Origin of the sequence: Sphingomonas sp. (genome assembly GCF_036402235.1) — a bacterium.
Taxonomy (GTDB): Bacteria; Pseudomonadota; Alphaproteobacteria; order Sphingomonadales; family Sphingomonadaceae; genus Sphingomonas.
Genome location: NZ_DASWTG010000069.1, coordinates 1 through 18223 on the forward strand (window position 1 = coordinate 1; position 18223 = coordinate 18223).

The window sequence follows — 18223 nt, forward strand, 5'->3', positions numbered from 1 at the left end:
TTCCCTCTCGCCCCCCCCCGCCCTGCCCGCGTCCCCCCCCCCCCCCCCCCCCCCCCCCCCCTGGGGGCGGCCCCCCCCCCCGCGCTCGGGCGCCCTACGACTCCCCAGCGCTGGTTCTGGCATCCTCCCCCTCCGCCAGCCTGCGGCTGCCACCTCCCCCTGGCGGGGGAGGATTGGTGTCGATGCCGGCCTTCGCGAGGAACTCCGTCATCGCCCTGCCGATGCCAATCGGCGTGTGCGCCGCCATGTTCTCGGCGAGCTTCTGATCCTGCATGTCGCGAAACTGGTCGAGCGCCTGGCTTTCAAACAGCGAATCCGCGAGCTTTGCCTTGCGCATCGAGGACAGCATCATCCTGGTGAAGATCGCCTCGAACTGCTCGCCCGCCTTGTCGAGATTGTCACGCGTGCCCAGGCGCGCAGTGTCGGTCGAGACACTGCCGCTGAGCTTGAGTGTAGCGGGAGAAGGCGCGCGAAGATCGGTCACAGGACGATCAGCTCCGCCTTCAGCGCGCCGGCCTGCTTCAAGGCCTCGAGGATCGCGACGAGATCGGCCGGGGACGCGCCGATCGCGTTCACCGCCTTGACCACATCGGCAAGCTTCGGACCCGCTTCCAGCAGGAACATCGGACGCTTCTCCTCCTCGACGCCGACCGCGCTGCGCTGTTCAAGGGCGGTTTCACCCTGGCTGAACGGCGCCGGCTGGCTGACGCGCTGGGATTCATCAATACGAACGGTCAGTTTACCATGTGTTACCGCGGCCGGGCTGACCCGGACGGCCGAGTTGATGACCACCGTGCCGGTGCGCGCGTTGACGATGACCTTGGCCGGCGCCTCGGCGGCATCGACCGCGAGATTCTCGATCTCGCTCATCATTTGGGCACGCACGTCGGCGCCGGGCTTGGCCATCACCGCGACCGAAACGCCGTCGACCGCGCGCGCGGTGCCGAAGCCGAAGCGGCCGTTGATCGCATCCGCGACGCGCTGCGCCGTGGTGAAATCCGAACGCGCAAGATTGTAGGTGAGCAGCGGCGTGTCGGCGAAGCCGGTCTCGACCGCGCGCTCGACCGTCGCCCCCTCGGGGATGCGGCCCGACGAGGGCGTGTTGACGACAATCTTCGACCCGTCGGCGCCCTCCGCGCCCAGGCCGCCGACCGCGAGGTTGCCCTGCGCCATCGCGTAAATCTGGCCATCGGCACCGATCAGCGGGGTAAGCACCAGGGTGCCGCCGCGCAGCGACTTGGCCTTGCCCATCGACGAGACGGTGATGTCGAGCTTCTGCCCCGGCTTGGCGAAGGGCGGGAGCTCGGCGGTGATCATCACCACCGCGGCATTCTTGAGCGCCGGGTTGACGCCCGGCGGCAGCGCCAGCCCGAAGCGGGCGGTGACACCCTTCATCGACTGGACGGTATATTCGAGATTGTCGTCACCCGTGCCCGGAAGCCCGACGACGATGCCGTAGCCGGTCAGCTGGTTCGAGCGGATGCCCTGGAACGCGCCAAGGTCCTTGATCCGCTCGGCCGCGACGGGCTGGGCGAACATGGCGAGAAACAGGGCGACCAACCCAGCAACCGTTCGGCCCCGGACCTGATCCGGGGCTGTCGAAGCACCGACTTTCTTTGAGCGGCGAAAGAAAGAACAGCCCTTCGACAAGCTCAGGGCGAACGGATGAAGGTTGCGCATGATGCTCATCCTCAGAACGGGCTGATGACCTGGAAGAAGCGGCTGAGCCACCCCTGACGGCTGGCGCGGGCGACATCGCCCTTGCCGGTATAGGCGATGCGGGCATCGGCGACGCGGGTCGAGGCGATGCGGTTGTTGGCATCGATGTCGGTCGCGCGGACCACGCCCTTGATCTGGACGAACTCGTCGCCGCGGTTGAGCGTCACGCGCTTCTGCCCCTGAACCAGCATGGTGCCGTTGGGATAGACCGCGGCGACGGTGACGGTGATCTCGCCCGAGAGCGCGTTCGATTGGTCGGCGCTGCCCGCGCCCTTGAAGTTGCGCTTGCCGCTGACGCTGGCGTCGCTTTCCCTGAACAGCGACAATGCGCCGGTGCTCGGCGGGGTGAGCGAGAAGCCGCCGCCGCTGTCGAGCTGCGATCCGGCCGACTTGGACGCGCTGGTGCGCTCTACCAGCACGATCGTCAGCGGATCGCCGACGCGGCGCGCGCGCATGCCTTCGTGCAGCGCGGCATAGCCGTCGGCCGCCTGGAAGATCGAGCCGTTGGCCGGCGCGGCCGCGGCGGGGGCGACCGGAAGCGAGGCGCTGAAGTCCTCCTTCGGCCCCTTCTTGCCGAACAGCTGCGCCCTGGCGGGCTGGGCGATGGCGATCGCCGCGACGATCGCGGCGCCGGTGAGCAGGCCTGCGGCGAACTTCATCAGCTGCCCCTCAGATGTTCTGATTGACATATTTGAGCATCTCGTCGGATGCCGAGATCATCTTCGAGTTGACCTCATAGGCGCGCTGGGTCTCGATCATGTCGACCAGTTCCTCGACGACGTTGACGTTCGAGCCCTCCAGCATGCCCTGGCGGATGTTGCCGCGGCCGTCCTGCCCGGCGACGCCGAGATTGACCGCGCCGCTGGCCGCGGTCTCGACCAGGAAATTGTCGCCGATCGCCTGAAGCCCCGCCGAATTCGGGAAGGCGGCGATCTGGATCTGGCCGACCTGCGACGCCTCGGTCTGGCCGGGGACGGTCGCGCTGACCGTGCCGTCGGTGCCGACGGTGATCGCGGTCGCGCCCTCGGGGATCGTGATGCCGGGCATCACCTGATAGCCCTCGGCCGTCACCAGCAGGCCCTCGGGGCTGCGCGTGAAGTTGCCTGCCCGCGTGTAGCCGAGCTGGCCGCCGGGCAGCTGGACCTGGAAGAAGCCGTTGCCGTCGAGCGCCATGTCGAGCGCATTGCCGGTGGTCTGGAACGATCCCTGGGTGTCGATCCGCGCAGTGCCCTGAACGCGCACGCCGGTGCCGAGGTTGAGCCCGGTGGCGTATTGCGTCTCCGACGTGCTCGCCGAGCCGGGCGCGGTCACGACCTGATAGGCCAAAGCTTCGAACGAGGCGCGGTCGCGCTTGAAGCCGGTGGTGTTCACGTTGGCGAGGTTGTTCGAGATCACCCGCATGCGCATGTCCTGGGCGTCGAGCCCGGTGCGCGCGATGTGCATTGCTGCGGAACCCATGGTCCTGGTCCTTCCCTAGATACTTAGCTCACCCGCATCAAAGACGCGGAGCTCTCGTCCATGTTCTTCGCTTCGCGGAGCAGATTGGCCTGCACCTCGTAGCTGCGCTGGTTCTCGATCATGTCGACCAGCGCCTGGGTGAGATTGACATTCGACTGCTCGAGCGCGCCGGTCTGGACGCGTGCGTCGAGATCGGCGGGCAGCGCGCCGCCGCCGCGGACATGGAGCAGATTGTCCAGCCCCTTGACCGTGCGGCTGCCCTGGTCGCTGACCAGCTTCAGCTGATCGATCACCTGCGGCGGCTGGCTCGGGTCGGCGCCGGGGGCGACGATCGAGATGGAGCCGTCGTCAGCGATCATGATCCTGTCGTGCGGCGGCACGGTGATGGGGCCCCCCGACCCCATCACCGGGAAACCGTCGCCGGTTTCCAAGACGCCACTCGGTGCGATGCGCAGATCACCGCGCCGCGTATAAGCTTCGCTGCCGTCGGCCGCCTGCACCGCGAGCCAGTTGTCGCCGGTGATGGCGACGTCGAGCCCGCGGCCGGTCTGAACGACCGTGCCCGCGCGCCGGTCCATGTCGACCACGGTCTCGGCGCTGGGCAGGCGACTGTCGTGCCCTTCGCCCTTCACCATCAGCCGCTCGAAATTGACCCGGTCGGCGCGGAAGCCGATCGTGGAGGCGTTCGCGATGTTGTTCGCGATCGTCGCCTGCGCGTCCATCTGGCCCTTGAGCCCCGACAGCGCGGTATAGACGAGCCTGTCCATCGCTTGTGCCTCCTAACCCCGAGAAATCAGCTGCGGATGTTGAAAATCGTCTGCGAGATCTGGCTCGCGGTATCGAGCGCCTTGGCGTTCGCCTGGAAGTTGCGCTGCGCCGCGATCAGCCCGACCAGCTCCTCGGTGATGTCGACGTTCGAGCGCTCGATCGCGCCCGACATCAGCCCGCCAAAGCCGTTGGTGCCCGGCTCGCCGAGGCGCGGCTCGCCCGAGAGACCAGTGGCGGCCCAGGTCGAGTTGCCGAGCTGGCGCAGGCCCGAGGGATTGGAGAAGTTGGCGAGCGCGATCTTGCCCAGCGCGAGGCTGTCGCCGTTGGAGAAGCTGGCGCGGACCGTGCCGTCCTCGCCCACCGTCACGCCGTCGAGCTGGCCGACGGCCTTGCCGTCCTGCGAGCGGTTGTTGACGCTGAACGGCTGGCCGAGCTGGGTGGTCGCGCTGCCGAAGTCGAGCGCGATCTGCTGCTCGGTCGTGCTGGTGCCGACCGTGAACGGCGCGAACTGGGTCGGCGCGGTCGGCGAGCTCAGCGCGCCGTTGCTGTCGAAGGTCAGCGTGATCGGCTCAGGATTGGCCGGATCGGTGCCGAGCTGCTTGTCGCCGACAAAGGTGTAGACCGACCAGGTGCTCGGCGCGTCGGTGGTCTCGCGCACGAAATAGCTGGTCATCGTCAGCGGGTTGCCGCTGGCGTCGTAGATCGTGGTCTGGGTCGAGTTGTTGTAGGTGCCCGGATCGAACCGATCGAACGCATAGGGCGTCTCGGGCGTGAAGCGCGACGCTTCCGAGGGCACCGACGAATAGGCGGAGAGGTTGAGCGCGAGCCCGACATTCTTGGTCGCCTCGGGCACGCCGCTGGTCTGCGGCAGACGCAGGTTGACGGTTGAGCCCATGCCGGTCGCGATCACCGCGCCCGAGCCGTCGACGGGATAGACCTGCAGATAGGACCCTTGCGAATCCGTCACATAGCGCTCGCTGTCGACCAGGAAGCTGCCGTTGCGCGTGAAGTTGACGCCGGCAGCGTCGAGGCTCGGCTTGACCGCGAAGAAGCCGTCGCCCGAGATCGCGATGTCGAGGCTGGACGAGGACTGCTGCGTGCCGCCCTGGCCGAATTGCTGGCGGATCGCCTTCACCGTGGTGCCCGAGCCGATCATCTGGTTCGGGTTCAGCGACACGCTCGAGGCGATGACGTCGGCGAACTCGGTGCGGCTCTTCTTGAAGCCGTTGGTCGAGACGTTCGACAGGTTGTGCGAGATGGTCGACATGTCGGTCTGCGCCGCCTGAAGACCGGAGAGCGAGGTGTAGAAGGACATTGCTTATGCTCCTTGGAAACTGGGTTCTCAGCCGATCTTGCGGACGGCGGTGGTGGAGACCTGGCCGATGCCGGGCAGGGTGAGGACGGGATTGCCGTCGCTGCCCATCCCCACCGCGGTGACCGGGGCCCAGACGAGCGGCTTGGCGGTGACCGCGCCCCCATCGGCGTTCTGCGCGGCGACGCGGATCTTGAACGGGCCGTCGCCGGCGTCCTCGCCGGTGTCGGTCGAGCCGTCCCATTCGAACTCGATCTGGCCGGCCTTGGCGCTGCCGAGCGAGACGTTCTTGAGGATCTCGCCGTTCGGCCCCTCGATCACGACATTGACCTCGGCCGCATCGGCGCCGAGCTCGATCACGCCACCGAGCGTGCCGTCGGTGCGCGGATAGGCGGTATTGCCCTCGGTCAGCACGGTGCGGCCGACCCACGAGACGAGGTCCGTGGTCGAGGTCGCGCCGAGCTTGGCGGCGATCGCCTGCAGCGTCGTGTTCATCTCGCTGATGCCGGCGAGCGACGAGAATTGCGCCATCTGCGCGACCATCTGCGTGTTGTCGACCGGATCGAACGGGTCCTGGTTCTTCATCTGCGCGGTCATCAGCGTCAGGAAGTCGGACTGGTCCATCGCTTCCGAGCCGAGCTTGTTGGTGTTCGCGCGGCCGGTTCCGGTGCGGTTGATGCCAAGATTGGCCAGCGTGGTGTCAAAGCTCGTCGCCATCAGCTGCGTCCCAGGTTGAGCGTCTGGGTGATCAGCGTCTTCGCCGTCTGCATCACCTCGACATTGTTCTGATAGGTGCGGGCGGTCTCCATCATGTCGACCAGCTCTCGCGTCTCGTCGACCGCGCTTTCCCAGATGTTGCCGTCCTTGTCGGCCATCGGGTTGCCGGGGTCGTAGCGCTTGACCGGCGCCTCGCCCGCGGTGACGACGCGCTCGACATCGACCGTGGCGAGGTTGTTCGCGGCGTCGAAGGCGGTGCGGAACACCGGCTTCTGCGTGCGATAGGCCTCGGCCGCCGAGGACGCGACCTGGCCGACATTGGCGAGGTTCGACGCGGTGGTGTTCATCCGCACGAGCTGCGCCGACATGGCGCGGCCCGCGACCTGGAAGATGCTGAGCGGCTGGTCGGACACTTGCTTATTCCCCCTTCAGCGCGCGGGTGATGGTGGAGATGCGCCCGTTGAGGAACGCGAGCGTCGTCTGGTAGGCGACGGCGTTCTCGGCGAAGGCGGTCTGCTCGGTCGCGAGCTCGACGGTGTTGCCGTCGAGGCTGGGCTGAAGGGGCACGCGGAACTTGGTCGCGGCCTCGATCGGATCGGCGCCTTCAATGCCGGGCGTTTCGATCGCGCTCAGCGCTTCCTTGAAGTCGATGTCCTTGGCCTTGTAGCCGGGCGTCGAGGCGTTCGCGATGTTCGACGCGAGCACGCCCATGCGCTGCGAGCGCACCGCGAGCGCCGCACCGTGCACCCCGAAAAGACTGTCCTGACCCATGCTATGCGTCCTCCGCACATTTGTTCGCGGCCTTCCTAGCAATGGGCATGCCAGTTTCGGGGTTTGCGGCTGAAATCGCTCCAATTGCCGGGAAACGCCGAGAGAGCGGCAAGATGTTGCCGGGGGCGGCAATCGATCTTGCCGGTTTTGCCGGTGGGGTTTGGGTGGCGAACTAATATCCTCCCCGACGCTGGGGACCGCCGCGAAGCGGTGGTGGAGGGAGGAGCGCGGCAAAGGGGTCGGCGGAGAGGGAGGCCCGTGCGGAAGCCCCCTCCGTCAGCGCTTCGCGCTGCCACCTCCCCGTGCCGGGGAGGATATGCGCAAGTCCATTTGGCCCGGCGCTTGCAAAGAATCGCGCATGAACATTGCCGCGATCTCCCAACCCGCCGCCACCGCCGCGACGGCGCTCGTCCCCGGTACCTTCCTCGATCCGCTCGCGATCGGGATCGTGCTGGGCGGCACCGCGCTCACCATCGTGCTGCGCAATCACCTCGCCGATGTCGGGCGCGCGCTGGCGGCGCTGGCGGTGCTGTGGCGGCGCCCGTTCAGCGCCGACGCGCTGCTTGGCCAGATCGCGGCGCAGGAGCGGATCGCGCACCGTCACGGCCTGTTCTCGCTCGATCGTGCGGTGATCGCCGATCCCGACATGGCGGCGGCGGTCGAGGCCGCGGTCGACGGCGCCGAGCCCGAGCAGGTCGCGCGGCTGGTCAATGATCGCGTGACGGCGCGCGCCGAGCGGCATCGCGCCGCGATCGAGGTCTGGACCGGCGCGGCCGAGGCGGCGCCGGCAATGGGGCTGATCGGCACGATCCTGGGCCTCGTTCAGATGTTCGCGTCGATGCAGGATCCGGCGACGATCGGCGCGGCGATGGCCGTCGCCCTGCTCGCCACGCTTTACGGCGCGCTGGTCGCGAACCTGGTCGCGATGCCGGTCGCATCGCGGCTCAAGCGGCTGGCGCGCGCCGAGGCGAGCGAGCGGCTGCGGCTCGCTGCGCCGCTTGCGCAGCTCGCGACGCTCGAACGCGCGCGCAAGCGGGAGATGGCGGCTTGAGCGCGCCACTGAACTTGGACATGTGGGACGAGATCGCGCCCGCGCGATCGGTGTGGGTGATCACCCTTGCCGACCTTGCGCTGCTGCTGGTCGGCTTCTTCGTGCTGCTCCAGGCCAATCGCGAGCTGGATCGCGAGACCCTGCTCGCCGGGTTGCGCGCGGGCTTCGGGGTCGAGGATGCCACGCCCGCGCCGATGGCGGTGGCGATGGCGCGGGTCGAGGGGTTCGCCGAAGGTTCGGCGATTGCCGATCCGCGCGGCGCGATTCTCTGGGCGCGCGACCTGGCACGCGACAAGCGCACGCGCATCACCATCACCGGATCGACCGACGGTGCGCGCGACGTGGATGCCATGACCGGCAGTGCGGCGATCCTCGCCGCCGATCGTGCGCGCGGCGTTGCCGCCGCGCTGGCCCGCAGCGGCGCCGCCGACCCGGCGCGCATCGCGATTCTCACCGATCCCGGCAAGCGCCGGGCCGTCACCCTTTCCGTCGGCTTTGCCGGCGGCGTCAACTGAACCGGAGGCAACGATGATCGCCATTCTTTTCTCCGCCCTCGCCGCAAGCAGCAGCCCGGGCGCGTTCCAGTCCACCGAGACGCTGGACCGGCTGGTCGAGCAGTTCGCCGGAGCGCCGATCGGCAGGGAGGGCGGCGCGCGCGCGCCGATCGACACGCGCCTGAAGCTCGCCGCGTGCGACGCGCCGCAGCTGAGCTGGCGCTCGGCCGCCGAGGATGCGGTGGTGATCCGCTGCCAGGGGCCGCAGCAATGGCGCGTGTTCGTGCCGGTCAACGCCCTGCCCAAGGCGGCGCCAACGGCCGTGGCGGCGGTGCGCCCGGTAGTGCCGGTGAAGGCCGAGGCGGTGATCAGGCGCGGCGACCCCGTGCTGGTCGAGGCCGGCGCCGCGGGCTTCTCGATCAGCCGTGAGGGGCTGGCGATGGCCGATGCCGCAGCGGGTGCGCGCGTGCTGGTGAAGGTCGACGACAAGCGTCCGCCGGTCGCCGCGATCGCGCTCGAGCCGGGCCGGGCGCGGCTGCCCGGATTCGGCGAATGATTTTTTGCTAAAGCTTCTGCGCGCACGGCCGTTCTTGCGTATGTCCGCAGAATAAAGGGTTGCAGACATGGTTGATCCAGTCGGCTTCAAGCCTGCATCGATTGCCGACCGGCGCCTGACGCCGGTAGCCCCGGCCGCGCCTGTCAGGGCGGCGGACGGCGTGACGCAGGCTGCCCAGACCAGCACCGCCGCTTCGATCACCCAGGCCGCCGCCGCGAGCGCGCCGGTCGATGCCGAGCGCGTCGCGCGGATCAAGAAGGCGATCGCGGACGGCAAGTTCCCGCTGGTCCCCTCGACCGTCGCGGACCGGCTGCTCGCGCTCAAGCTTCAGTGGGATCCCAATGACAAGGCGTGACGCCCTGGTGCGCGTGATCGACGCGCTGCATGCCGAGATCGATGCGCTGAAGGCGAACGACGTCGCGGCGCTCGAGCGTGCGACGCGCGAGAAGCTGATCGGGATCGAGGCGGTGGGGGCCGCCAATGACGACGATCCCGCGCTCTCGCCCGAATTGAAGGCGCTGGCCGAGGAGGCGCACCGCCTAAACGAGACTTGCCGCATCTACGTCAACCTGATGGCCGCCAATGTGCGGCGGCGGCTGCAGACGCTGACCGGCAACAATTTGCCGTCCTACCGGCCCGGGATTGCCAGGGCGTTTGCCTGATCCTCTTTTTGGTTCACGCGAAGGCGCGAAGGCGCAAAGAGGTTTGGCTTGCCGCGTCAGCGGCCTTTCATCCGCGACGTGGAGACAGTTGCTGCCGCTGGCGCGGCGGAACGACGAGCGGCAAGGGCTGAAATCTTTGCGCCTTCGCGCCTTTGCGTAAACCAACATCATTCTTGGCACGCCTCTTGCTAAATGCCTCCTACCCAGGGGGAAGAAGAGCAAGGGCCGATGAGCATACCTTCGATCGGAGCCAGGGCGAACGTCACCACGGCGATCGCGGCGGCCAGCCAGAAGACCGGTATCGACTTCAACTATCTGCTCGGCCAGGCACAGGTCGAGAGCGGGATGCGCAGCAACGCGCGCGCTACCACCTCCTCGGCGAGCGGCCTCTATCAGTTCATCGAGCAGAGCTGGCTCGGCGTGGTCAAGGAGCATGGCGACAAGCACGGCCTGGGCTGGGCGTCGGACAGCATCCGCCGCACCGCCTCCGGCCGCTTCGTCGTGAGCGATCCCGCGGCGCGCCAGGCGATCCTGTCGATGCGCAACGATCCGCAAGCCGCATCGCTGATGGCCGCCGAGCATGCCAGCGACAACAAGGATAGCCTGGAGAGCGCGCTCGGCCGCGAGGCGACCGGGACCGACCTCTATATGGCGCATTTCCTCGGCATCGGCGGCGCGCGGAAGTTCCTGCGCGCGATGGATGCCAATCCGTCGCAATCGGGGGCGAGCCTGTTCCCGGCAGCGGCGCGCGCCAACCGCAACGTTTTCTACACGCCGAACGGTACGCCGCGGTCGCTCGGGCAGATCTATGAGCGGTTCGCGGGCAAGCTGGACAAGGGCGCCGCTTCGGCGGGTGCGACGGGACTCGCCTCGGGCCAGCTCGATGCGAAGTTCCAGCAGCTCGTCCAGTCGCTCGGCCCGGATGCCGAAGTGGTGCTGGGCAACGAGGCGGAGGGGCAGGACCGCAACTGGCTCGCCACGATCGACCGGCTCGAAAGCGCCGGGCGGCTCAGGAACAATGCGCTGCCGCCGGTCAATCCGCTGCGGCCGACGCCGGAGACCGCCAAGCTCGCCTACCTCATGCTCGCGCGCCTGGGAGCGTAACCTAAGTGACCGCACTCGCACTCAAGGGGGGCGTCGCCCCCGCGCTCAAGAGCTTCGCGCTGCCGATCGCCATCCTCGTGCTCGTCGCGATGATGGTCGTGCCGGTGCCGACCTTCCTGCTCGACGCCTTCTTCATCATGAACATCGTGATCAGCCTCGCGGTGCTGATGGTGGCGCTCAACGCGCAGAAGCCGCTCGACTTCTCGGCCTTCCCGACCGTGCTCTTGTTCGCGACTTTGTTCCGCCTCGGCCTCAACGTCGCCTCGACGCGCGTGGTGCTGGGGCACGGGCACGAGGGCGAGGCTGCGGCCGGCCATGTGATCGAGGCGTTCGGCCACTTCATGATCGGCGGCGACTATGTCGTCGGCCTGTTCGTGTTCGCGATCCTGATCATCATCAACCTGATCGTGGTGACCAAGGGCGCGGGCCGCGTGTCCGAAGTGTCGGCGCGCTTCACCCTCGATGCCTTGCCAGGCAAGCAGATGGCGATCGACGCCGACTTGAACGCCGGCCTGATCACCCCCGACGAAGCCAAGGCGCGCCGCGTCGAGGTGGCGACCGAAGCCGATTTCTACGGCGCGATGGACGGTTCGTCCAAGTTCGTGAAGGGCGACGCGATCGCCGGCCTGCTGATCCTGTTCATCAACGTGATCGGCGGCCTGATCCTCGGCCCGCTCAGCCATGGCCTGTCGATCGGTGAGGCGGCGCAGACCTATGTGCTGCTCGCGATCGGCGACGCGCTGGTCGCGCAGCTGCCCGCATTGCTGCTGTCGATCGCCGCCGCCGCGATCGTCACCCGCGTCAGCGCCGACAAGGACCAGGACCTGACCGGCCAGATCGGCAGCCAGTTCGGCAGCCACAAGACCTGGACTCCCGTGGCGGTGATCGTGGGCCTGCTCGGGCTGCTGCCCGGCATGCCCGCCTTCATCATCCTGCCCGCCGCGGCCGGTTCGGGCTACATGGCCTGGCGCATGTACCAGGCGAGCAAGCGCCCGCCCGCGCCGGTCGAGATGATCGACGCCGAACCCGCCGATCCGTCGAGGATCGGCTGGGACGAGGTCACCGACAATATGCAGGTGATGATCGACATCGGCTACGGTCTCGTGCCGCTGATCGACGAGCGCCGCGGCGGATCGCTGATGGGACGGATCTCCGGCGTGCGCCGCCAGCTGTCCAAGGAGCTCGGCTTCGTGGTGCCGCAGGTGCGGGTGCGCGACGACATCAACTTGAATCCCTTCACCTATCGCATCGTCGTCGGCGGCGTGGTGATCGGCGAGGATACGGTCTCGCCCGACGAGGTGCTCGCGCTCGACACCGGCCAGGCGGTCGGCACGCTCGCCGGCAAGCCCGCCAAGGACCCGACCTTCGGGCTCGACGCGATGTGGATCTCGCCCGCCGATGCCGATGCGGCGACCGGCCAGGGCTGGCTGGTGGTCGATCCCGGGACCGTGATGGCGACTCACCTCAACCAGGCGCTGATCACCAACGCCGCCGACCTGCTCGGCCCGGACGAGGTGCAGGCGCTGCTCGACGGGCTGCGCGAGCGCGCGGCGCAATTGGTGTCGGCGCTGTCGCCCAACCCGCTGCCGATCACCACGCTCACGCAAGTGCTGCGCGGGCTGCTCGCGGAAAACATCCCGCTCAAGGAGTTCCGCCGCATCGCCGCCGCGATCGCGATGGCCGCGCAGAAGACGCACGACGCCGACGAGATCATCGAGGCGATCCGTCCCGAGCTCGGCCCGCTGATCATCCAGCGGCTGTGCGGGGTGCGCGAGCCGCTGCGCGTGATGACGCTGGAAGGCCAGCTCGAGGCGCTGCTCGGCCAGGCGATCCGCTCGGATCCGGCCAAGCGCCACACCATCGAACCCGATCTCGGCCGCCGCATCGTCGATGCGCTGCAGCGGGCGGCGCAGCCGCTCGTCGCCGAGGCCAAGCCCTTCGCCCTGGTCGTCCAGCCGTCGATCCGCATCGCGATCCGCAAGCTGGTCAAGACCTGTCTGCCGGATACGCCCGTGATGAGCTTCTTCGAAGTGCCTGAGGACAAGTCGGTCGAGGTCGTTGCGGTCATTGGCGCGCCGGAGGCGCTTCCGGCATGAACTTCCAGCCATCTCCCAATGAATTCGCGCTGACCTATGGCCGCACCGGCGAAACGAAGCGCGACATGGACGGCCTGGTGCGCAAGCACATGCCGCTGGTCCGCCGGCTGGCGTGGCACGTCCATGGATCGATGAGCAGTCTGATCGACGTCGAGGATCTGGTGCAGATCGGCCTCGTCGCGCTGGTCGAGGCCGCGGCGAGCTTCGAGGACCGCGGCCTGGTCAGCTTCGACCAGTATCTTCAGACCCGCGTGCGCGGCGCGATGATCGACGAGCTGCGGCGGCAGGCGACAATCACGCGCGGCGCGATGAAGCGGCGGCGCATCTACAACGATGCCGTGGCGGCGCTGACCGACGAGGCCGGCAAGCGGCCCGACGAGGCCACGATCGCGTCGAAGCTCGGCGTCACGATCGACAAGCTGCGCAGCGACTATGCCAGCGCCGAGGCGGTGCGCTTCGATTCGATCGACGAGGTCTATTCGGACGAAGGCCCATGGTTCATGTCCGACGAGCCGTCGGCCTTCGACCAGCTCGCCGATGCCGACCAGCGCGAGGCGCTGATCGCGGCGATCGCCGAACTGCCCGAGAAGGAGCAGTTGGTGATCCAGCTCTATTATGTCGAGGAATTGAACCTCGAGGAGATCGGCCAGGTGCTCGGCGTCGGCGCCGCGCGGGTCTGCCAGGTCAAGAAGAGCGCGCACGACCGGCTCAAGAAGGGGCTGATGCGCCGACTGGGATAAGACGGGTCCGGTGCCGGGGGGCGTCGGACCCATAGGGGGCAGGGGCGGGAGCGTGCCGGGGGGCCGCTCCCGCCCCTTCTTTTCAGAACGACGCGGTGAGGTTGAGCGACAGATACAGGGTATCGCCGCCGGGATTGCGGTTGGGCGCCTGTCGGAAAAAACGTCCCTTTCGCAGCACCACCATGTTGCCCTCGAACCGTAGCCGATCCTTGCGAAGCCAATGGCGCACGCGCGCGTCCCATTGCAGGCCGGCATAGCTGCCCGCGCGCCCGCTCGCATCCCGGACGCCGCTGGTCGAGAAGCTGTCGCGGGATGCGGCGAGCCAGAGCGGGCGCGCGGCGAGAAAGAAGTCCGTATCCCTGCCGGGCGCCGCCTCCACCCGGACGCCCGCGGCGACGATGTTGGCGCGGCCGATGGCATTGTACAGCCCCGAAGGTGCCAGATCGGCGCGGCGCATGCCGAACAGCGTGTCGAACCGGCCATAGGAGCCGCCGGGTGCATCGCCACTGGCGCGGTCGAATTCGACGGCAATGCGCGGCTTCCATCCGCCGGCGAAGCTGTAGCCGGCCTCGGCATGAACGAAGGTCGCGCTCACCGGCAGGCGAGGCGAGGCCGATCCCGTTCCGGCAGAGGCCCGCCCCCATTGGTAGAAGGCCTCGACCTCATAGTCGAAGCGCCCTGGTGCGGGGTCGGCGACGAGACGTGCGCCTGCGGTGTTGAGCGAGCGGTCGCGCGTCGGCGCGCGGCCGGGCGTGTCGCGCTCGCCGAGATGGAAGAAGCTGAGTTCCGCGAGCGCTTCGCCGATCGCCTTGCGCCTGGCCGCGATCCCGCCCCACAGCACGAGATCGAACCCCTCGCGATCGAGGCGGATCTTCCCGCGGCGCAGCTCGGCGGGATCGTCGGGCAAGCGCACTTGGGGGAGCACATAGACCAGCGTCGCCGTGAACCCGCCGGCTGTGCCGACGTCCGCGCGCACGCCGGTATAGCCGTTGGTCGTGTTGCGATAGTCGTCGGCCGCGACGAGCCGGCGCGAACCGAGATTCAGGGTGAACCGGCCAGCGGCGATCCTGAGGCTCGTGCGTTTGCCGAACGCATCCGGGATCTCACCGCTGACATTGGCTTGCACCAGCTCCAGCGTGTTGACTTCACCGGTCGATACCGGGGTGCCCGGACCGTCCAGCCAGACCCGGCTGTCCCACAGCTCGGCGTCGAACCGCACTGGCCCGGCGTCATAGCCGGCGGCGAGCGTCGTGCGCAGGTTGATCAGGTCGTCGCGCTTGTCGAAACCGGTGCGCGGCTGACCATCGATGCGCTCATAACGGAGTCGCATCGTTCCCGAGAGTTCAAGCCCGCCGTGGCCTTTCGTCTGCGCGAGGGCGGGGCCGGCTGTCAGAAGGACGGTTGCAAGGAAACATCGAATCAGCATGGAGCGCCCCAGAAGATCGTGGACGCGGTGCTTCGGCCTGACGCCTCGTGGGGGAACCGCCGCCCCCATGCAGATCCCTTTCAAGCGCTGCCGGATTTCTGTCAACGCAAATAGGATTGCGTGGCTCGGCGGGCGCCTGTCTGTGCTACCGCGTGGCGATGCGCCGCCACCTCTATCTCGCCGCGGGGTTCGTCAGCCTCGGCCTCGCCGTGATCGGCGCGATCCTGCCGGTGATGCCGACCACGGTGTTCGTGATCCTCGCCGCCTGGTGCTTCGCGCGCAGCTCGCCGCGGCTCGAGCGCAAGCTGCTCGAGCATCCGAAGTTCGGGCCACATATTCGACGCTGGCGCGAGAGGGGCGCGATCAGCCGCAGCGGCAAGATCGCCGCGAGCGTCGCCTTTGCGGCGAGCATCGTGCTGACGCTGATCTTCTCGCCCATGCCCTGGCCGCTGGTGACGATCGGCGCTGCGGCGATCATCGGCGGCTGGATCTGGACGCGCCCCGAAGCCTAGCGCTTCAGGCCGTGCACCAGCTTGCCGAACGCGGCGGCGCTCTCGCGCGACGCGCGGTCGGCCTCTTTGGTCACGCGGGTGTGCTGGAGGAAGCCGTGCCGCAGCGAGGGGTATTCGAGATAGACGGTCTGTACGCCGGCCTTCTTGAGCGCTGCCGCATAGGCCCGGTCAGAATCGCGCAGCGGATCGAATCCCGCCGCGGCCACCAGCGTCGGCGGCATGCTTGCGATGTCGCCGGCGAAGATCGGCGAGATCTCGGGCTGCGACAGGTTCATGCCCGGGAACACCGCGCGATGGACATAGTCGGTGAACGGCACGTCGAGGCCGAACCCCTGCCAGAACAGCCGCGCCGACAGATAGTGTTCGCGCATCTCGGGCACCGGCCGGTTGTCGACCGCGGCATAGTAGAGCAGCTGGCAGGCGGGGCTGCGCTTGCCCGCCTTGCGCGTGCGGCTGGTCACCACCACCGCCATGTTGCCGCCCGCGCTGTCGCCGCCGACGCAGATGCGCGAGGCGCTGCCGCCCAGCTGCGTGGCGTTGGCGACGGCCCAGTCGAAGGCATCCTCCGCGTCGTTCCACGGTGCGGGATAGGGATGCTCCGGCGCGAGGCGATAGTCGACCGCCACGATCATCACCTTCGCGACGTCCGCCAGCAGCCGCATCGATCGGTCGATCGCCGCGATATTGCCGATCACCCAGCCGCCACCGTGATAATAGACCAGGACCGGCAATGCCCCCTCGGCCTTCGGGCGGTAGATGCGCACGGGGATCGGCTCGCCGGCGCGCGACGTCACCTGTTCGTCGCGAGTCCAGGCGAGCTCGGGGCCGGGATGGGTCTGGCGGATCCATTCCTGATTGGCCTCGGCGCGGATCCCGGCGACGATCCCGGGGTCGGCAAAGGCCTGATCGATCGTCATCCGAGGCGCATCGGCGGGTCTTGCCTTCGCTTCCGCCGCGTCGGCCCTGTATCCCTGTTGCAGCCGGTACTGGAGCCGGAGGTCGAGCGTCTGGCCGTCCAGTTCGATCCGCTTGCCGCCGAGCTGGTCGGCGAACCAGCTGTCCGGCTTTGCCGCGGTCTCGATCACCTCCTTTTCCCTCGGGTCGTTCGCGATCTGCGCGGCGGCCGCCGCGGAGGTGAAAAGAGCGGTGACGAAAAGCGCGCGGACAGACATCGGACCCTCCTGCAATGCGCCGTTCCGGCGCTGACGGTATGATGATGACCGGCGCGCTCACGGGTCTTCAAGCGAGGCGACGGGTAAGGTGTGGCGGTGCCGCGGGCCTACCCGCCTGCGCCGGGCGCACAAGAAAAGCCCCGGCGGAAGCCGCCATTTCTGGGGGCGGCCACCGGGGCTTCCTTGCATGCCCCTCCGCCGGAGCGGAGGGAGACCGGCCGTGATGCCTGTCAGGGGGGTGACACCCCGACCGGCACACGCTTAACGAAGCAGCGACAGAACGCCCTGCTGCGACTGGTTGGCCTGCGCCAGCATCGCGGTCGATGCCTGGCTCAGGATCTGTGCCTTGGCGAGCGCGGTCGTCTCGGCCGAGAAGTCGGCGTCCTCGATCCGGCTGCGCGCCTCGGACAGGTTGCTGGTGGTGGTCGTCAGGTTGGCAACGGTCGATTCGAGGCGGTTCTGCACCGCGCCGAGATCGCCGCGGCCGGCCGAGATCTTGTCGAGCGCCGCGTCGATCACCGCCATCGCCGCCGAAGCGCCGCCCTGGGTAGCGATCGAGATGCCCGCCGAGGTGCCCTCGGTGAAGCCGGCATCGGCTTCGCCGGCACCGGTGATGGCGATGTTCTTGCCCGGGTCAGCGGTCAGCGTGACCTTGCCTTCGAGATCGGCAGCGGTGCCGCTCAGCGTCACCGAAGCGCCACCCGCGTCCTTGACGTTGGCGAGCACGCCGTCGCCATCGGCCAGGCTGATGTTCGAGCCGTTCTTGCTGGTGAGCTTGATCTTGCCATCGTCGGTCAGGCTCGCCTGGACGTTGTTGCCCGCACCCAGCACCTGGTTGATGCGATTGGCGACCTCGCTTGCGGTATCCTCGGTCGAGAAAGTGACCGTGGTGCCGTTGATCGAGATCTCGTCACCCGATGCGATCGAGCCGACGTCCGCCGTCACTTCGTTGGTGGCCTCGGCCTTGACGCCGGTGTCACCCGACTTGGCGTTGATGGCATCGGCGACCGCCTTGGCATCGACAGCGGCGACCGCGCCGATGTCCTCGCCGTTGATCACCAGGTCGCCGGCCGCGAGCGCGGCATTGACGACGCCGCCATCGACCTTGGCCTGAAGGCCCAGCTCCGAGGTGGTGGTCTTGACCATCGACATCGAGATCGTCTCGCCGGCGTTGATGCCGGTCTGGAGCTTGATCTCGCCGAAGGTGCCGTCGAGCAGGTTGACGCCGTTGAAGTTGGTCGTCTCGGCAACGCGGCCGATCTCGGCGACGAGCTGCGACACTTCGGCCTGCAGCGTGGTGCGGTCGCTGTCGCGCAGCGTGCCGCTCGCCGACTGGGTGGCCAGCTCCTTCATGCGCTGAAGCATGTTGGTGACCTCGCTCAGCGCGCCCTCGGCGGTCTGGGCAAGGCTGATGCCGTCATTGGCGTTGCGGATCGCAACCGCCATGCTCTTGACCTGGGCGGTCATGCGGCTCGCAATGGCGAGGCCCGCAGCATCGTCCTTGGCGCTGTTGATGCGCTTGCCGGTCGACAGACGCTCCATGGCGGTCTGCAGGCTCGACGACGCCAGCTTGGACGCGTTCGCGGCGCGAAGGCTCGCGATGTTCGTTCCGATAACAGTCATGTCTAGTCTCCGTTCAGTCCGGCGTCCCCGCTTACCCCCCTG

Annotated in this window: 21 protein-coding genes; 9 read left to right on the plus strand and 12 right to left on the minus strand. The window is 68.2% G+C overall.

The window, feature by feature from the left end; all coding sequences use genetic code 11:
- Positions 1–94: 94 nt before the first annotated feature.
- The 9 genes from VGD28_RS14370 to flgB all read right to left on the minus strand — a co-directional run bounded on the left by VGD28_RS14370 (position 95) and on the right by flgB (position 6745).
- Positions 95–484, minus strand: coding sequence for a rod-binding protein (locus tag VGD28_RS14370; RefSeq protein WP_331029037.1), 390 nt, complete (start codon positions 482–484; stop codon positions 95–97).
- A complete protein-coding gene (locus tag VGD28_RS14375; RefSeq protein WP_331029038.1) occupies positions 481–1539 on the minus strand; it encodes a flagellar basal body P-ring protein FlgI in 1059 nt (352 codons plus the stop codon). Before VGD28_RS14375 ends, VGD28_RS14370 begins: the two co-directional genes overlap by 4 nt.
- A gap of 152 nt (positions 1540–1691) precedes the next feature.
- Positions 1692–2378, minus strand: a complete 687-nt coding sequence (locus VGD28_RS14380) for a flagellar basal body L-ring protein FlgH (RefSeq protein ID WP_331029039.1) — start codon at positions 2376–2378, stop codon at positions 1692–1694.
- A 10-nt stretch (positions 2379–2388) separates the two neighbouring features.
- Positions 2389–3177: a flagellar basal-body rod protein FlgG gene (flgG, locus tag VGD28_RS14385; RefSeq protein ID WP_331029040.1), complete on the minus strand. Its 789-nt coding sequence runs from the start codon at positions 3175–3177 to the stop codon at positions 2389–2391.
- A 23-nt stretch (positions 3178–3200) separates the two neighbouring features.
- Positions 3201–3944: a flagellar basal-body rod protein FlgF gene (gene flgF, locus VGD28_RS14390; RefSeq protein ID WP_331029041.1), complete on the minus strand. Its 744-nt coding sequence runs from the start codon at positions 3942–3944 to the stop codon at positions 3201–3203.
- A 26-nt stretch (positions 3945–3970) separates the two neighbouring features.
- Positions 3971–5260 (minus strand): flagellar hook protein FlgE, encoded by a 1290-nt coding sequence (locus VGD28_RS14395; RefSeq protein ID WP_331029042.1) that lies wholly within the window; start codon positions 5258–5260, stop codon positions 3971–3973.
- 27 nt (positions 5261–5287) lie between these two features.
- On the minus strand, positions 5288–5974 hold the full coding sequence (locus VGD28_RS14400; RefSeq protein ID WP_331029043.1) for a flagellar hook assembly protein FlgD: 687 nt from the start codon (positions 5972–5974) through the stop codon (positions 5288–5290).
- Positions 5974–6387, minus strand: coding sequence for a flagellar basal body rod protein FlgC (gene flgC / locus VGD28_RS14405; protein WP_331029044.1), 414 nt, complete (start codon positions 6385–6387; stop codon positions 5974–5976). Before flgC ends, VGD28_RS14400 begins: the two co-directional genes overlap by 1 nt.
- Before the next feature lie 4 nt (positions 6388–6391).
- On the minus strand, positions 6392–6745 hold the full coding sequence (gene flgB / locus VGD28_RS14410; RefSeq protein WP_331029045.1) for a flagellar basal body rod protein FlgB: 354 nt from the start codon (positions 6743–6745) through the stop codon (positions 6392–6394).
- Between the two features lie 358 nt (positions 6746–7103).
- Here flgB and VGD28_RS14415 point away from each other — a divergent pair, with 358 nt between their 5' ends.
- The 8 genes from VGD28_RS14415 (at position 7104) to VGD28_RS14450 (ending at position 13448) form a co-directional block, all read left to right on the plus strand.
- Positions 7104–7796 (plus strand): motility protein A, encoded by a 693-nt coding sequence (locus tag VGD28_RS14415; protein ID WP_331029046.1) that lies wholly within the window; start codon positions 7104–7106, stop codon positions 7794–7796.
- Positions 7793–8311, plus strand: a complete 519-nt coding sequence (locus tag VGD28_RS14420) for a flagellar motor protein MotB (RefSeq protein ID WP_331029047.1) — start codon at positions 7793–7795, stop codon at positions 8309–8311. The genes VGD28_RS14415 and VGD28_RS14420 overlap by 4 nt, the downstream gene beginning before the upstream one ends.
- A 13-nt stretch (positions 8312–8324) precedes the next feature.
- Positions 8325–8846 carry a flagella basal body P-ring formation protein FlgA gene (locus VGD28_RS14425; RefSeq protein WP_331029048.1) on the plus strand — a complete coding sequence of 174 codons (522 nt, stop codon included), beginning with the start codon at positions 8325–8327 and terminating at the stop codon, positions 8844–8846.
- Between the two features lie 67 nt (positions 8847–8913).
- On the plus strand, positions 8914–9201 hold the full coding sequence (gene flgM / locus VGD28_RS14430) for a flagellar biosynthesis anti-sigma factor FlgM (RefSeq protein WP_331029049.1): 288 nt from the start codon (positions 8914–8916) through the stop codon (positions 9199–9201).
- Positions 9188–9508: a flagellar protein FlgN gene (locus VGD28_RS14435; RefSeq protein WP_331029050.1), complete on the plus strand. Its 321-nt coding sequence runs from the start codon at positions 9188–9190 to the stop codon at positions 9506–9508. The genes flgM and VGD28_RS14435 overlap by 14 nt, the downstream gene beginning before the upstream one ends.
- 228 nt (positions 9509–9736) lie before the next feature.
- Complete coding sequence (locus VGD28_RS14440; RefSeq protein WP_331029051.1) at positions 9737–10612, plus strand: lytic transglycosylase domain-containing protein; 876 nt, start codon at positions 9737–9739, stop codon at positions 10610–10612.
- Positions 10613–10617: 5 nt separating this feature from the next.
- The gene (flhA, locus tag VGD28_RS14445) at positions 10618–12708 is read left to right on the plus strand and encodes a flagellar biosynthesis protein FlhA (protein WP_331029052.1); all 2091 of its coding nucleotides are present in this window, start codon (positions 10618–10620) and stop codon (positions 12706–12708) included.
- Entirely contained in the window at positions 12705–13448 is a 744-nt protein-coding gene (locus VGD28_RS14450; RefSeq protein ID WP_331029053.1) for a FliA/WhiG family RNA polymerase sigma factor, read from the plus strand. Before flhA ends, VGD28_RS14450 begins: the two co-directional genes overlap by 4 nt.
- 82 nt (positions 13449–13530) lie before the next feature.
- Here VGD28_RS14450 and VGD28_RS14455 read toward each other — a convergent pair whose 3' ends face one another.
- The gene (locus tag VGD28_RS14455; RefSeq protein ID WP_331029054.1) at positions 13531–14778 is read right to left on the minus strand and encodes an alginate export family protein; all 1248 of its coding nucleotides are present in this window, start codon (positions 14776–14778) and stop codon (positions 13531–13533) included.
- A 254-nt stretch (positions 14779–15032) separates the two neighbouring features.
- On the opposite strand from VGD28_RS14455, the gene VGD28_RS14460 reads away from it, so the two are divergent.
- Complete coding sequence (locus VGD28_RS14460; RefSeq protein ID WP_331029093.1) at positions 15033–15386, plus strand: YbaN family protein; 354 nt, start codon at positions 15033–15035, stop codon at positions 15384–15386.
- Here the strand turns inward: VGD28_RS14460 and VGD28_RS14465 are convergent.
- Both VGD28_RS14465 and VGD28_RS18690 read right to left on the minus strand, forming a co-directional pair.
- A complete protein-coding gene (locus VGD28_RS14465) occupies positions 15383–16558 on the minus strand; it encodes an alpha/beta hydrolase (RefSeq protein WP_331029055.1) in 1176 nt (391 codons plus the stop codon). The genes VGD28_RS14460 and VGD28_RS14465 overlap by 4 nt on opposite strands.
- Before the next feature lie 261 nt (positions 16559–16819).
- On the minus strand, positions 16820–18181 hold the full coding sequence (locus VGD28_RS18690; protein WP_414714505.1) for a flagellin: 1362 nt from the start codon (positions 18179–18181) through the stop codon (positions 16820–16822).
- Positions 18182–18223: the final 42 nt, after the last annotated feature.